At 55.3% G+C, this 15,154-nt stretch carries 13 protein-coding genes; 9 read left to right on the forward strand and 4 right to left on the reverse strand.

Annotation, left to right across the window (positions count from 1 at the left end):
- Nucleotides 1-8: 8 nt before the first annotated feature.
- A complete protein-coding gene (locus AUQ42_RS05845) occupies nucleotides 9-1,016 on the reverse strand; it encodes a mitochondrial fission ELM1 family protein (RefSeq protein WP_068518158.1) in 1,008 nt (335 codons plus the stop codon).
- Nucleotides 1,017-1,255: 239 nt separating this feature from the next.
- On the opposite strand from AUQ42_RS05845, the gene AUQ42_RS05850 reads away from it, so the two are divergent.
- From AUQ42_RS05850 to AUQ42_RS05885, 7 genes are all read left to right on the forward strand, one after another.
- Nucleotides 1,256-3,328, forward strand: a complete 2,073-nt coding sequence (locus tag AUQ42_RS05850; protein WP_068518159.1) for an ATP-binding protein — start codon at nucleotides 1,256-1,258, stop codon at nucleotides 3,326-3,328.
- Nucleotides 3,329-3,369: 41 nt separating this feature from the next.
- Nucleotides 3,370-4,731: a sigma-54 dependent transcriptional regulator gene (locus tag AUQ42_RS05855; protein ID WP_068518160.1), complete on the forward strand. Its 1,362-nt coding sequence runs from the start codon at nucleotides 3,370-3,372 to the stop codon at nucleotides 4,729-4,731.
- A 312-nt stretch (nucleotides 4,732-5,043) separates the two neighbouring features.
- Nucleotides 5,044-6,033: a TRAP transporter substrate-binding protein gene (locus AUQ42_RS05860; RefSeq protein WP_068518161.1), complete on the forward strand. Its 990-nt coding sequence runs from the start codon at nucleotides 5,044-5,046 to the stop codon at nucleotides 6,031-6,033.
- 42 nt (nucleotides 6,034-6,075) lie between these two features.
- Nucleotides 6,076-6,651 (forward strand): TRAP transporter small permease, encoded by a 576-nt coding sequence (locus AUQ42_RS05865; protein WP_068518162.1) that lies wholly within the window; start codon nucleotides 6,076-6,078, stop codon nucleotides 6,649-6,651.
- A 21-nt stretch (nucleotides 6,652-6,672) separates the two neighbouring features.
- Nucleotides 6,673-8,082, forward strand: a complete 1,410-nt coding sequence (locus AUQ42_RS05870; protein WP_068518163.1) for a TRAP transporter large permease — start codon at nucleotides 6,673-6,675, stop codon at nucleotides 8,080-8,082.
- Nucleotides 8,083-8,460: 378 nt separating this feature from the next.
- Nucleotides 8,461-9,714 (forward strand): multidrug effflux MFS transporter, encoded by a 1,254-nt coding sequence (locus tag AUQ42_RS05880; RefSeq protein ID WP_068518165.1) that lies wholly within the window; start codon nucleotides 8,461-8,463, stop codon nucleotides 9,712-9,714.
- A gap of 26 nt (nucleotides 9,715-9,740) precedes the next feature.
- Entirely contained in the window at nucleotides 9,741-10,250 is a 510-nt protein-coding gene (locus AUQ42_RS05885) for a DinB family protein (RefSeq protein ID WP_068518166.1), read from the forward strand.
- Nucleotides 10,251-10,258: 8 nt separating this feature from the next.
- On the opposite strand, the gene AUQ42_RS05890 is transcribed toward AUQ42_RS05885, so the two are convergent.
- The 3 genes from AUQ42_RS05890 to AUQ42_RS05900 all read right to left on the reverse strand — a co-directional run bounded on the left by AUQ42_RS05890 (nucleotide 10,259) and on the right by AUQ42_RS05900 (nucleotide 13,342).
- On the reverse strand, nucleotides 10,259-11,044 hold the full coding sequence (locus AUQ42_RS05890; protein WP_068518167.1) for an enoyl-CoA hydratase/isomerase family protein: 786 nt from the start codon (nucleotides 11,042-11,044) through the stop codon (nucleotides 10,259-10,261).
- Nucleotides 11,045-11,159: 115 nt separating this feature from the next.
- Entirely contained in the window at nucleotides 11,160-12,917 is a 1,758-nt protein-coding gene (locus tag AUQ42_RS05895) for a SulP family inorganic anion transporter (RefSeq protein ID WP_068518168.1), read from the reverse strand.
- A 110-nt stretch (nucleotides 12,918-13,027) separates the two neighbouring features.
- Nucleotides 13,028-13,342, reverse strand: coding sequence for a helix-turn-helix domain-containing protein (locus tag AUQ42_RS05900; RefSeq protein WP_231856693.1), 315 nt, complete (start codon nucleotides 13,340-13,342; stop codon nucleotides 13,028-13,030).
- Nucleotides 13,343-13,586: 244 nt separating this feature from the next.
- Here AUQ42_RS05900 and AUQ42_RS05905 point away from each other — a divergent pair, with 244 nt between their 5' ends.
- Together AUQ42_RS05905 and AUQ42_RS05910 are read left to right on the forward strand one after the other, a co-directional pair.
- Nucleotides 13,587-14,276, forward strand: coding sequence for an orotate phosphoribosyltransferase (locus AUQ42_RS05905; RefSeq protein WP_068518169.1), 690 nt, complete (start codon nucleotides 13,587-13,589; stop codon nucleotides 14,274-14,276).
- 216 nt (nucleotides 14,277-14,492) lie between these two features.
- The gene (locus AUQ42_RS05910) at nucleotides 14,493-15,068 is read left to right on the forward strand and encodes a hypothetical protein (RefSeq protein WP_068518170.1); all 576 of its coding nucleotides are present in this window, start codon (nucleotides 14,493-14,495) and stop codon (nucleotides 15,066-15,068) included.
- The last annotated feature ends 86 nt before the right edge of the window (nucleotides 15,069-15,154 follow it).

The following is a 15,154-nucleotide window of genomic DNA, read 5'->3' on the forward strand; positions in this document are numbered from 1 at the left end:
TCAAGGCGTTATATCGAATCCTGATGTTCTGTTGCGCGAAGAAGTTCCAGGCATCTTTGCGCAACCAGACGGGCTGGCTGCAAGGACGGATGACGGAACGGCACAAGCTCGGTTCCGGTTTGCATCGGCCGGGCATAATCGCCGTCATAAAGTGACTGGTGCAATCGTTGATGGCGCTCGGATGCCAGTCCATCAGGGGCATAGATATACACACCACCCGGCGCGGCCGCGGCCTCGCAACACATGGAAACGGAATCCCCGGTAACAATCAGCACATCGGCAAGGGCCTGATACCCGAAATAGGGATTTTCATCCTGCGACGTCCAGTCATGGAGATGATAGCCAAGCCCCGACGCAGCGAGACGTTCGGCGATCAGTTCTTCGTTCTCCGGCCCGGTGCGCCGACTGGTCGTCACCAGCAAACTGCCATCCACCGCGCGGGCAGCCTCAATCGCACGCGAAATCAGTTCATCGGCCATATCACGGGTAAAGGTGGTTTTCTTTGTGCTGCCCCCCACGATCACGGCAAAACGCGGCGCCGGCAATCCTTTGAAATGAGGACGCCAGGTATCAGCTTCGATCAGAAGACGCGTTTCGGTAACACGGTGCGGCGCGCCCGGAATTTCAAGGATGTTTTCACGAAGCGCCATCCGGTCGTGGGCCGGAACAGCAATCAGATCAAATGCACTTTCACCACTATCGGGGCGCATGATCTGACAAATGCGGGTGTGGCCACGGCTTTGTTTTTTGATCCATCTTGCCACCGGCGCGGTTCGACGTCCGGCCGAAATCACCAGATCAGGCCAGGGTGCCACCAGACGCATGCGCGAGGGTACATCAACCCCGATCAAACTCGCCCCGCGAATGATATTGGGCAGGCGCGCCAGTTTTGTATATCCGATATCAACACGTTTGAAGGGTTGCGCCAGTGCTTCGGCCACACCGATTGCCTGATTGATGTTTCCCGCACGGTCATCGGCCAGAACCCAGATCAGATGCGTATCTTGTTCGGACATTCAGGGAGACTTTCCTGATTTGATTATTGTTATTGGATTGCGGCCCCGAAGATCATAGTCGCTAATCCTGCATGCGTCGATGGTCTGGCATGATTGGTAGCGTCAGATCACGGCTTTATCAAGCACCGACGCCGGGTTATGAAATTGGCGCTGGGCTTCGAAACAGTTTTGTAATTTAATCTGCGCCCACCCACCTATTCTTTAGGGTGGGTTTCAACCGTCAGTGAAGTGTGGACAGAATGCTTGGGACATCCGTTTCCGTCAAAAGAACATCGCGCATTGTCCTTTGCGTCTTGCTTGCCTTGTTGCCTATTACGGTCTGGATGGTCACGGAATTCTGGCGCGAGACCAAACTTGTCGACATCACCGAAGACGGCCGCAACAAACTGGAACTGTATCGGTCGAACCTTCAGGGTGCGATCAAGGAACACGAATATCTGCCGATCACGTTGGCATCTGACAAACGCATTCTTGATCTTGCTTTGTTTGCCGACCCGGCCAATGCGGAGGCGGTCAATGTCTATCTTGAAAAGCTGGCGGCCGACAGCGGCGCGTCCGACATCTATTTCATGGATCAGAACGGCACGACCATTGCCGCCAGCAACTGGAACAGTCAGGCATCCTTTATCGGGCGCAACTTTTCATTCCGTCCCTATTTCCAACAAGCCCAGGCCGGGCTGACCGGCCATTATTTCGCATTTGGCATCACATCAAACGTGCCGGGCTATTACATTTCGCATCCTGTGCGTCCGGACGGCACCACGTTTGAAGGTGCCGTGGTGGTCAAAACCCACCTTGAAACACTTGTCCAGCGCTGGGCACGCGGCAGTGAAAGCGTGCTGGTCACCGATGAAAACGGCATCGTGATCATTGCATCCCATCCCGAATGGCGTTTTCGCGATCTTGGTGGTCTGGCGGCCAAGGACCGCCCGCGAATTATCGCGTCGCGCAAATATGGGGATTACCCGCTTGCGCCGATGCCGTTGCTTTCGGGGCATTGGCCGTCCGATGATGATCTTGGCGTGTTGTCACTGGGGGGAACACCACGTAGTGCCGGGGACCGCAATACCGACCGTGGTGCCGACTGGAATGCAGACCAGAATGCCCCTGCCCCGCGTGCACGCGGGGCCGCAAACACGCCATCAGGTGAAAGCGCATCGGGAAAACCCGAACCGGCCAGGACAACCTATCTGGTGACAGGAAGCACGCTTCCTGTTCAGGGATGGCGGATGTATCTGTTGACCGACAAGTCATCGCTTGATCGTTCCGTGATCAGTGCCGGGTTGATGGGCGGGGCTGCGCATATCATTTTCACCGGTCTTGTCTTTATCATTTTGCAGCGCCGGCGCGCGATGTTGGAACAGCTTGAAATACGGGACTGGTCGCAACGCGAACTGGAACGGCAAGTTCGCCTGCGCACCGCCGACCTGATGAGCACCAATTTGCGCCTGGCCCAGGAAATTACCGAACGTTCGCGCACCGAAGATGCCCTGCGATCAGCACAGGCCGAACTGGTCCAGACCAGTAAACTTGCCGCCCTTGGCCAGATGTCGGCCGGGATCGCGCATGAAATAAACCAGCCGCTGACCGCCATTCGCAGCTATGCGGAAAACGCCCTTAAATTCATTGCACGCGGCAACGAGGAAACAGCGACCCGCAACCTGCAACGCATTTCCGAACTGACCGACCGCATGGGGCGGATTACCAACAACCTTAAAACGTTTTCCAGACGCCCGGAACAGGACAACCACCCGGTTGACGTTCCCAAACAGGTGCAGACGGCGATTGACCTGGTGCTTGAAACCGGTCGGGCCGGTGTTACCGACATTGCCCTGAGCCATGATGAAAATGTGCGCCCGGTCATCGCCGAGGCCAATCAACTGACACAGGTTTTCATCAACCTGATCAACAATGCCGCCGATGCCTGCCAGAATATCAGTGACCCGAAAATCGAAATTTCAATCACCGAGCGCGAAGACCGCGTTCTGGTAAAGGTCAATGATAATGGCCACGGCATTCTGCCCGAAAACCTGCCAAAACTGTTTGACCCGTTCTTTACCACCAAGCCGTTTGGTGACGGCCTGGGGCTGGGACTTTCGATCTGTTATGGCATCATCCGAAGCTTTGGCGGGACCATCCGTGCGGAAAACCGCCCAAATGGTGGATCTTCCTTTATCATCGAGTTGCGCCACGAAGGCATTGGCGAGGATACAGCGGAAAACAGCCTCTCGACGGCAATCGCCGGGCCTGATAGAAACTTCGGCCAAACCACGACCGTGCTTAATATGCATAGCGATCAGGCCGACCTTTGACCGGGTTTCCTGATCCCTGATCCGGGCCGAAGGATACGCCAGTGCCAACCACCGCCGATTGCGTTCTGTTTGTTGACGATGATGCCGATGTGCGTGAAGCCGCACAGCAAACGCTTGAACTTGCCGACATTCATGTCGAAGTCTTTGCCGATGCCGGATCCGCACTTGCCCGATTGCGCAAAGGCTGGCCCGGGGTGGTTGTTTCCGACATCCGCATGCCCAAGATGGATGGTCTGGAATTTCTGGGCGAAATCAAAAAGATCGATAATGACATGCCCGTCATCATGATCACCGGTCATGGCGATGTCGCGACCGCGGTCAAGGCGATGCAAAACGGCGCGTTCGATTTTATCGAAAAGCCCTATTCCCCGGATCTGTTCATCGACATTACCAAACGTGCGATGGCCCATCGCAAGCTGATCCTGGAAAACAGGACGCTGCGTATCGAATTGGCCCGCCATACCAAAAATGCATCCGACTTTATCGGGCGCAATCCGGCGATGGAAAAGCTCCGCACCCTGATCGGCAATGTCGCCAGTACCAATGCCCATGTCCTGATCAATGGTGAAACCGGATCAGGCAAGGAAGTGATTGCGCGCAATCTGCATGAAATGTCGGGGCGTCCCGGACCGTTTGTTGCGGTCAATTGCGGGGGCATGCCCGAAAACCTGATTGAATCGGAACTGTTTGGCCATGAAGCCGGGGCCTTTACCGGGGCGGACCACAAACGCATCGGCAAATTCGAATTTGCCGACAAGGGCACGATCTTCCTTGATGAAATCGAAAGCATGCCGCTTGCCCTTCAGATCAAGCTTCTGCGTGTCTTGCAGGAACGCGCCCTTGAACGGCTTGGCTCAAACCGGGTACAGCCGATTGACCTGCGCGTTGTCGCCGCAACCAAAACCGACCTCAGAGAAGCATCATCACGCGGCGAATTCCGCGAAGATCTTTATTACCGGCTTAATGTCGTGCAGCTCCATATTCCGCCACTGCGCGAACGCAAAGACGACATTCCGCTGTTGTTCGAACATTTCACCCGCGATGCCGCCAAACGGTTCGACCGTCCGGTCAAGCTGGTTACCCCGGCTGAAATGGCACAATTCACCGCCTATGACTGGCCGGGCAATGTACGTGAATTGCGCAACGCCGCAGAACGGCGCGTTCTTGGCCTTGATCCGCTGGCGACCGGCAATGACATGGCCAGCCAGAACGGCATGACCCTGCCCCAACAGGTCGAAGCCTTTGAACGAAGCCTGATTACCGAGGCCCTTCGCGAACATGGCGGCAATGTCACCGCCACCGTCAGCGCCCTTGGCGTACCGCGCAAAACCTTTTACGACAAGCTGACCAAATATGACATAACCCCCGCCGAATTCAGGCGCGCACGCAGCGCATCGGAATAATCCAAAGCCCGCCCTTCCGGCGGGCTTTTTCTTTGCCCTTTTGCCCGCAAGACCAGCGCAACTGCAATGTGTGGACATCCACACACCAGACAAGATTTCATGTGTGAAATCGACAACAAAACAGCCGATTATGCTGCAACGCAACAGCCCCGAATACCGCACAAGTATATGATTTTACGTTGTTATCCAGCATCCCTGAAAACTGGCCCGTACCTTGCTGATTACGGCACAGCGCCAAACGGCGTTTTAAAACGACGCCACAAAAGGCGCGCTTACGGGAAAACGCATAAGTTAGTAAAGGGAGACACTTTAATGCGTCCTATTACCAAGCATATCCTCGCAGCAGGCGTTGCCGCCGCAGCCCTGATGGGTGTTAATGCCGCTTCTGCACAGGAAGTCATCAAGTTCGCACACGTTGTCGCACCGAACACCCCGAAAGGTCAGGGTGCGGAATATTTCAAAAAACGTGCGGAAGAAATCCTTGGCGACAAGGTGAAAATCGAAATTTACCCGAACTCCCAGCTGTTTGATGACGACAAGGTTCTGCCGGCCATCCTGCGTGGTGATGTTCAGTTCGGCGCACCGTCGCTTGCCAAATTCGGCAAATGGACCAAGAAACTTCAGGTCTTCGATCTGCCGTTCCTGTTCAAGGACATGGATGCTGTTTCGTGCTTCCAGGATGGCGAAAAAGGCCAGGAACTGCTGAATGCCATGTCTGGCAAAGGTCTGACCGGTGTCGGTTACTGGCACAATGGCCTGAAACAGCTTTCGGCGAACAAGCCGCTGCGCGTTCCCGAAGATGCCGCTGGCCAGAAATTCCGTATCCAGTCGTCGGACGTGATCGCAGCCCAGTTCGAAGCTGTTGATGCCGTCCCGCAGAAAATGGCGTTCTCGGAAACCTATTCCGCACTTCAGACTGGCGTTGTTGATGGTCAGGAAAACACCTGGTCGAACATCTATTCGAAGAAATTCTTCGAAGTTCAGGATTACATCACTGAATCCAACCACGGTCTTCTCGACTATATGGTCGTGACCTCGACCAAATGGTGGGAAGGTCTGGATCCGGAAATTCGTGACGGCCTGACCCAGGCAATGAACGAAGCATCCGATTACGCAAACGGCCTGTCGGCTGAACTGACCGCAGAACAGCGTCAAGCAGTGATTGATTCGGGTGAAACCGAAATCCTTCAGCTGTCGGCAGACGATTTCGCAAAGTGGCAGACCGCAATGAAGCCGGTCTGGGATGAGTTCTCTGGCGATATCGGTCAGGACATCATCGACGCCGCTGCTGCGTGTAACTGATCCTTACTTTTTCCCAACATTATCGGAAAAGGGCCGTTTACGATGATCTCAACGGTCGTTAACCGGCTGGAGGAGGGCATTATTGCCCTCCTGCTTGCCTCCATGACTTCGCTGACCTTTGTTAACGTTGTCATGCGTTACGTCTTCAATTCCGGCCTGACCTGGGCCCTGGAAATTACCGAATTCCTGTTTGCCTGGCTGATCCTGTTTGGCATGTCATACGGGGTCAAGGTCGGCTCGCACATTGGTGTCGACGCGCTTGTGCGCCTGTTCCCGGACCGGGTTCAGCGCGTGATTGGCCTGATCGTTGTTGCCACGGGCATCCTGTATTCAAGCTGGTTGATCATTGGTGGCTGGGAACTGGTCAGCTTCAACCACATGCTTGAAATGGAAGCCGAAGACAGCCCGATCATGCTGTGGTTCGTCTATCTGATCATGCCGGTTGGCGCTGCTTTGCTGGCGTTCCGTCTGGCACAGGTGGGCTGGCGCATCATTACCGGCAAACAGGTCGGCTTTAACCTGGCAGACGAAGCACGCGAAGCCATTGACCAGCTTAATCATGCTGGCAATGCCGCGGATGGCGACAAAACCGCCACACCGTCAAAGCCAAACGCATAAGCCGCGCGGGGGACATTTTTCATGACTATCGCATTTCTGTTTATCCTGCTGTTCGGCTTGATGGCACTGGGCGCACCGATCGCCATTTCGCTTGGTGTTTCTTCGCTTGCGACCATTCTGATGTTTGGCGATGACAGCCTTGCCACGCTGGCCGAAAAGCTGTTTGGCGGGATGGAACATTACACCCTTCTTGCCATCCCCTACTTCATTCTGGCATCGGCATTCCTTTCGACCGGCGGGGTTGCCCGCCGTCTGATCCGGTTTGCCATTGATACCGTGGGCTGGTTCCCCGGTGGTCTGGCCATGGCATCGGTTCTGGCCTGCATGCTGTTTGCTGCTGTGTCGGGGTCAAGCCCGGCAACCGTGGTTGCCATCGGCTCGATCGTGATTGCTGGTATGGTGCGCGCAGGTTATCCGCAAAGTTTCGCCGCCGGTGTGATCTGTAACGCCGGGACGCTTGGCATCCTGATCCCGCCATCGATCGTTATGGTGGTCTATGCGGCGGCGACCGAAGTTTCGGTCGGGCGCATGTTCCTGGGCGGGGTCATTCCGGGCATCATGGTCGGCCTGATGTTGATGATTGCGATTTACATCGTTGCACGCATCAAGAAACTGCCAAGCCAGCCGCGTCCGTCACTTGCCGAATGGGGTGGTGCCCTGTTCTCGGCGTCTGGTGGGCTGTTGCTGGTGCTGCTGATCATGGGCGGCATTTATGGCGGGGTCTTCACCCCGACCGAGGCCGCGGCAGTTGCCGCCTTTTATGCCATGTTTGTCGCCGTGCTGTTTTACCGTGACATGGGCCCGATCAAGGAAATGTCCTGGGTTCCGGAAAACGGTAATAAAAGCATCGGCAGCCTGATCGCCCACAACGTTCCGCAAATGGGCAAAGCACTGGCGTTGCTGCCATTTGACAAGGATGTGCGTCACGTTCTTCTGGATGCTGGCAAAGTCACCATCATGCTGATGTTCATCATCGCCAATGCGATGTTGTTTGCCCATGTCCTGACGTCTGAACGGATCCCGCACACCATTGCCGAAACCATCATCGGATGGGGACTTCCGGCATGGGGCTTCCTGATTGTGGTGAACATTGTCCTGTTGCTGGCCGGTAACTTCATGGAACCGAGCGCCATTCTTCTGATCATGGCACCGATCCTGTTCCCGATTGCCATGCAGCTGGGCATTGATCCGATCCATCTGGGCATCATCATGGTGGTCAATATGGAAATCGGCATGATCACGCCGCCGGTGGGTCTGAACCTGTTTGTGACATCCGGGATCACGGGCATGCCGTTGCTCAAGGTTGTCAAGGCAGCCCTGCCCTGGCTGATGATCCTGCTGGGCTTCCTTATCTTGATTACCTATGTCCCGGCCATATCGACCTGGCTTCCGACAACCCTTATGGGGCCGGAACGGATCATGACCCACTAGTCATTCCCGTTTCACGGAAACCGATCTTCCAAAGGGCGTCACCGAAAACCGGTGTCGCCCTTTTTGCATGCGCATGCATGGCTGCCATTCCACGCCTGACAAACTGTCGCGCTTGGAAAAAACAGCGATCTTGTGGATAATGATCTTTCTTCAATCGTTTCAGGTTGCTGTCCCTGATGGCGTGATCGACAATCGCGCAAGCCCGGACGCAAAGTTGCGCCGTTTATTTGCCTTTTCCTGTCCTGGTTCCGACCGTGACCCGCGTTCACATTTGTGCGCGGCCTTTTGCGCCCCACGCATTGGCAAATCAATGGCGACTTGCGCCGGCAATCAGGGATATGCGCCCTAAGCGCCCCTAATGAAACGGAATGCAGACATATGGCAAAGTCCATGCCCGATACCCGGCCCGATCCCAAACGTCTGGCCCTGCTTCTTGCAGCCCTGATTGCAACCGCGCCGTTTGCAATCGACACCTATTTGCCTGCGATCCCGGCCATGGCAGCCGATTTCGGCACTGCCACCCATGCGGTTGAAGTTTCAATCAGCACCTTTTTGATCGGCTTTGCACTGGGTCAGTTGATTGGCGGGCCGCTTTCCGATCGTGTCGGACGCAGACCGGTCGCCCTTGGCGGTCTTGTGATCTATATCGTGACCAGTGCGATCATTACCGGTGTCGACAGTGCGGCAACGCTGAATGTCATGCGGTTTGTTCAGGCGATTGGGGGTGGCTTTGCACTTGTCGTGGTCGGGGCATCTGTCCGTGATCTTTACGACGGCAAGGAAGCGGCCAAGATGTTTGCCCTGATTGCAGTGATCATGATGATCGCCCCGCTTGCCGCCCCGACGGTCGGTTCGGTGCTGCTGGTCTGGTTTAACTGGCAGGCGATCTTTGTTCTGTTGATTGTATATGGCAGCCTGATGCTGGGGGTTGTCTGGTTCAGAATGCCTGAAACCACCCGGTTCCGCCCGCATTATGCCGGCCCGACCCGGCGCGTCTGGTGGACCTATCTGGAAGTCTTGCGCACCCGGCGTGCCGTAGGTTTCATGCTGACCCATACCGGGGCAAGTGCGGTGATGTTCAGCTTTCTGACCGACAGCCCGTTCATGTATATCGATTTCTTTGGCGTCAGCCCGGCCCAGTTTCCCTATCTGTTTGGTGCCAATGTTCTGGTGATCGTGGTGTGCAACCGCTTGAACACGCCGTTGCTCAAACGCCTGGGACTCCATCAGATCCTTAAGATCGCAACCGCCATTCAGCTGGCAGCCGTCATCGGACTGTTTCTGGCGATCAATGTCTTTGAGCCAAGCCTTTATAGCGTCGTGCCGATGGTGATGATTTCGGTCGGGATGATCGGCCTGACCGCGCCCAGTGCAACCGCATCCTTCATGCAGTTTTTCCCCCATATTGGCGGAACCGCGACCGCATTGATGGGCACCATCCAGTTCGCAACCGGTGCCGTGGCGGGCATGGTGATCGGCCATTTCCACGACGGAACCCTGTTGCCGGTGACCTTGTCCATGCTGGGCTTCGGGATTTTTGCCAATGTGATGGTCCATTTCATCGCAGAGGCCCGACCATCGGAAATCACGGCGAATTTACATGAAACGCGCTCGACCGAAGCAGCGGGTTAAGACCTTTCCAAGGAGCACCATCAACCATGGCAAAGATGAATTTCAACGATTACGGGCGCTGCATGGCGACCTATAACAGTTGGCAGAATGCGGTTCTGTTTGATCTGTGTGAACAGATTGGCGACGAGGAACGCCGCCGTGATCGCAACATGTTTTTCACATCAATCCACAATACGCTGAACCATATTCTTTATATCGATCTGCGTATTCTCGACATCCTCAAGACCGGTCAGGCCGGCCCGTATGATGCACGCACCATTGTTGCCGATGATTTTGACGATCTGAAAGAACAGCGCATCCGGATTGATCGTGAAATCGGCGCCTTTGTCGATGCCAATGACCATGCCTGGCAGGACGGTATTCGCGAATTGCAGGGGCTGGACGGGATCAAGCGCAAACTGCCCCGTCAGCTTTTCCTCATGCAGCTGTTTAACCATCAAACCCATCACAGATCGCAAATCACCAGTGAATTGCACAAGATGGGCATTGATTACGGCATCACGGACGTTCCGTTAACGCCCGATCTGCCGCTGTAAAGCCGGGCCTATTTGCCGGTAAAGACAGCTTTGCGCTTTTCGAGGAAGGCGGTGTAGCCTTCCTTGAAATCCGCACTGTCAAAGGCGCGATAGCCTTCGTCAAACTCGCGCGCGTCAATTGCCCCGCCCTGACGCAGGCGATTGATCATTTTTTTGTGCAGGCGCTGGGTGATTGGTGCTCCACCAGCGATGCGATGGACGGTTTTGTCGATCTCGGCATCAAAATCGGCAATCGGCACGTGACGGGCAACAAAGCCGATCTCGCGGGCGCGTTCGGCACCAAACACCTGTCCTTCAAGAAGAATTTCAAACAAGGCGGCCTCACCCAGAAGATCAAGCATGATCTCAAGCTCCGGATAGCCAAGTGTCGCGCCAAGCTTCATCGGCGGCACAGCGAATTTGGCGTTATCCGCTGCAATACGCAGATCACAGGCCGATGCCAGGACAAACGATGCCCCCATGCACGGACCATCGATTGCCGCAATGACCGGGTGGGTGCAATTCTGGATTGCTTGCAGGGCCTCGGCATGAAGCAACCCGTAATCGCGGGCTTTTTCGAAACCTGCCCTTTCGCGGACAAATTCATGAATATCGGCCCCTGCCCCGAACCCGACCCCGTCGCCGCCGCGAATAACAATACAGCGCAGATCAAGATCGTCGGAAAGTTCCTGTGTAATATTGGCAAGCGTGCCCCACATCGGCTTTGTCAGCGCATTCTTGCGTTCAGGCTGGCAAATGGTGACAGTTGCGATGCCATCTGCAATGGCAACATTCAATCCGGTCTGGTCGGTCATGACATTTCCTTTGGGGCTTGCTGTTTTGGCACAGCTTAAATCGGTATAACTATACCGAATAAACCGAAACAACCAATTTGCCAATATAAGACAACAACTTCATCGCAGTCGGGCATCAGGCGTGATGCTTGCCGGTCAGTTCGGTTTTTGCCGTGACCACGGGATCAAGCCGTTTGTTCAGCCAGGCGACCGCCTGATCAATATCGGCTTCATAATGTACCATTGGCGGCTTCATCCCGTGGACAAAAAGGTCACGCCGGATATCGTGTTTTGTCCCGCAAAAGACGATATTCCCGCCGCGCCCGCGCACCTTCTGTACCAGCCCGGCCAGCGTATTGGCCGCTGTTGAATCCAGAAATGGAACAGCGGAAAAATCGATCACAAGTGCCCGGCGCGTATCACCAATACGGTCCAGGACCGATCCGAACGCCGCCGTCGCACCAAAGAAAAACACCCCCGAAATACGAAAGACAACAATATCGGGATCGCCTGCCAAGGCGGGTCCCTCCTGGGGTACTGAAACCTGACTGTCTGCGCGGTCTTCGGCAACAAATGGTGTGTCGCTTTCGACATCGGCGATATTGGACATCCGGCGGATAAACAAAACCGATCCCAGGGCAAATCCGACCACAATCGCCTCAAGCAGGTCGCGAAACACCGTCAGCAACAATGTCGTCAGCAAAACAGCCGCATCACCACGCGAAGACCGCAACAATGTGATGATCGCATGTCTTTCAATCATGTTCCAGGCAACCACCGCCAACACACCGGCAAGACATGCAAGCGGAATGAAGCTGGCCAGGGGTGCGGCAATCAGGATGAACAGCAACAGGAAAACCCCGTGCAAAATCCCGGCAACCGGCCCATGTGCCTTGGAACGCACATTGGTTGCAGTCCGCGCAATCGTTCCGGTCACGCAGATGCCACCAAACAGACCCGACGCAACATTGGCGACACCTTGTGCCACCAGTTCACAATTCGAACGATGCCGCCGCCCTGTCATCCCGTCTGCGACCACGGCCGAAAGCAAAGATTCAATCGCGCCCAGCAGCGCAAATGCAATGGCGTTGGGCAAAACGGCCTGTATTTTGGCCACCGTGATTTCCGGAAGCGACGGCACAGGCAATGAACCGGGAATGCCCCCAAAGACACTGCCGATCGTTGAAACCGGCAAATCAAGCATGGCGGTCGCCGTTGCCGCACAGGCCACCGCAATCAGCATCCCGGGCCAATGTGGCCGCAGATGTTTGAGACCGACAATTATCAGGATTGTAAGTCCCGACAGGACCACGGTGGTCAAATCCGTTCGGGGCAAGGCATTCCAGATGACCGGCAATTTTTCAAGAAGCGGTCCGGGCTCCGCCCCCGACAACTTCAATCCCAAAAGATCCTTGATCTGGCTTGCAAAGATAATGACAGCAATACCGGCGGTAAAACCGACCGTAACCGGATATGGAATGAACTTGATATAGGTGCCCAGACGCAGAAAACCGATCAGAACCAGCATCCCGCCAGCAAGGATTGTTGCCAGCAACAATCCATCCATTCCGTGTTGCTGAACCGTTGCCGCGACAAGCACGATGAAGGCCCCCGCAGGTCCGCCAATCTGAAAACGGCTTCCACCAAGAAGTGACACCAGAATACCGCCAATGATCGCGGTATAAAGCCCCTGGGCCGGGCTTGCCCCCGATGCGATGGCAATGGCCATCGACAAGGGCAAGGCCACGATTGCCACCGTCAATCCGGCAATCGCGTCGGCGCGCAACTGCGCAAGACCATAGCCTTCCCGTAAAACCGTGATGAGTTTCGGGGTGAAAAGCTCCACAAATCCCGGGCCGGTTGCTCGGCCCTTGTTTGGTGTTGCTGTCTTCATGGTGTCTGGCAACCTCGTGACAGTGATTGCACAAAACGGTTCCCCGTTCAGAAAACCGGGCAACCGCACTATTCGTCAATGGACTTTGGCCCTGAACAAGGGCGTCTTTCTTAAACCGCGTTATTGTCGCGGGCAGGCTGTGACACGGGGTCCTTTAACCGAACGCCGCGCCCCGTGGCTGTGCTGGGTGCCTGTTCACCGATAAGTTCGATACCGGCACGATCAAGGGCCGTGACCACCTTTGACAATGTGTCGACCACACCGCGAACATTGCCCTGACTGGCTTCCATGCGCTGAATGGTCGGCACCGATACCCCCGCCATTTCGGCAAGTGTTTTTTGATCAATCCCCAAAAGGGCACGCGCAGCCCGCATTTGTCCGGCTGTAATCATATCGGCACCTTTGTCTTCGTCGTCCTTGCACACGCCCCAAAGGACCCAATGCGCATAATTCCGATACTAAACCATAATATTGATGTTTGAAATATCAATATTGCTGCTTGTGATACCAGATTACGCACGGCATGCAGAAATCAGCACCGGCATAGACACCCGATCGGCCGGTAACACCGGCAAACCTGACCAAATGGTCAGCGGCTTTTCTTTGCGCTTTTTGGCAGAAAGCGTTAAGAGGTCGGCAAATATACGATCCGAGAAGGGTAAATTCGTCATGACCAACGCCAATCCGACCGCGCATTGCACTTATGCCGCGAAAACCGTTGCCAAGATTTTGCTTGATATCGGAGCGGTGAATTTCCGCCCGGAAGAAGCCTATATCCTCACATCCGGCTGGGCCAGCCCGGTCTATATCGATTGCCGCAAACTGATTTCATTCCCGCGTGCGCGCCGCAAGGTCATCGAACTTGCTGCCCGTCAGGTTTCTGGTGCCGCCGGTTACGAGGCATTCGACGCGGTCGCCGGTGGTGAAACGGCTGGCATCCCCTATTCGGCGTGGCTGGCAGATGCCCTTGATCTTCCGATGCAGTATGTCCGCAAAAAACCCAAAGGTTTCGGGCGCAAGGCCCGCATCGAAGGGGATATTCACGAAGGTCAGCGTGTTCTTCTGGTCGAAGATCTGGCAACCGATGGCGCATCGAAAGTCAATTTCGTCAATGCGATCCGCGAAGCCGGTGCCGAGTGCAAACATGCCTTTGTCGTTTTCTTCTATGACATTTTCGAAGGCGCACTTGATGAACTGCGCAAAGACGACATCGAAATGCATTATCTGGCAACCTGGGCCGATGTTCTGGCCGTTGCCGAAGAAGGCGAATATTTCAGCAAGGAAGCCATCGAAGGTGTTCGTTCCTTCCTGAACGACCCGATCGGCTGGTCCAAGGCCAATGGCGGCAAGCACGACTAGGTCGTCCGAGCTTCCCGAATTCTTCAAAACGCCTGTCGGTTACCCGGCGGGCGTTTTGCTTTTTGCTTGATTGTCATCCCGCCTTTTCTGGACAGCGACATCAAGTCGGTTCAATATGTTCACAAGCAAAAGCAAAGTCATAGCACCAACTGTGACGGCCCCGGGACAACAGATGACGCGATGCGGGCGATCGCCCGACGGTCAAAGGAGCAACGCATGTCGACGCACAAGACGGCCAAATGCCTGACCATGATTGCAATGGGTCTTGCCTTGTCCGGGTGTTTGCTTGAGGCCAAGGAACCGGTCACTGTCACCAACGATTCCCAAACCCTTGTCACGCCATGGGGCGCACCATCCGGTGTATCCCGTGCCCCGGTGACGCCTTCGGGCATGGCGGCAAAACCGCAGGGCCAGGACAATCTGGTGATGATGGAAGACGCCAATCGCAAGGCACTTGACCAGATTCAGCAAAAACAGATCGACGAGGCACGCATAGCACTTGGCATCCTTGACCGCATGGCGCAACGCTGCGTTCAGGAAGGCGATAGTGCAGCCTGTGCCACGCTTCAGACCAATTGGGGAACACTGTCCCAGCAGTTGCATAAAACTTTGTCGATGATGTCGGGCAATACCATGCAGATGCCCTCAACCGGCCCGTCCGGATCATCTGCCATGCCTGCGATCGAGGATAGCGAACCGATGAAACCGGTTATGGACACCCCGCCCGCCAACAACACCGCCCCTTCGATGGAAACGATCATCCCTATGACCCAGCCCGGCGTTGATGGTTGAAGATCTTTTATCCTCAATGACCTGCAATTTGAGATAGAACAAAGAAAACTTCCGATTACCCCGATATCTTGGTTGGCATGACGTTA

This window comes from Thalassospira sp. MCCC 1A02491 (assembly GCF_001613785.1).
In the GTDB taxonomy this organism is placed as follows: Bacteria; Pseudomonadota; Alphaproteobacteria; order Rhodospirillales; family Thalassospiraceae; genus Thalassospira; species Thalassospira povalilytica.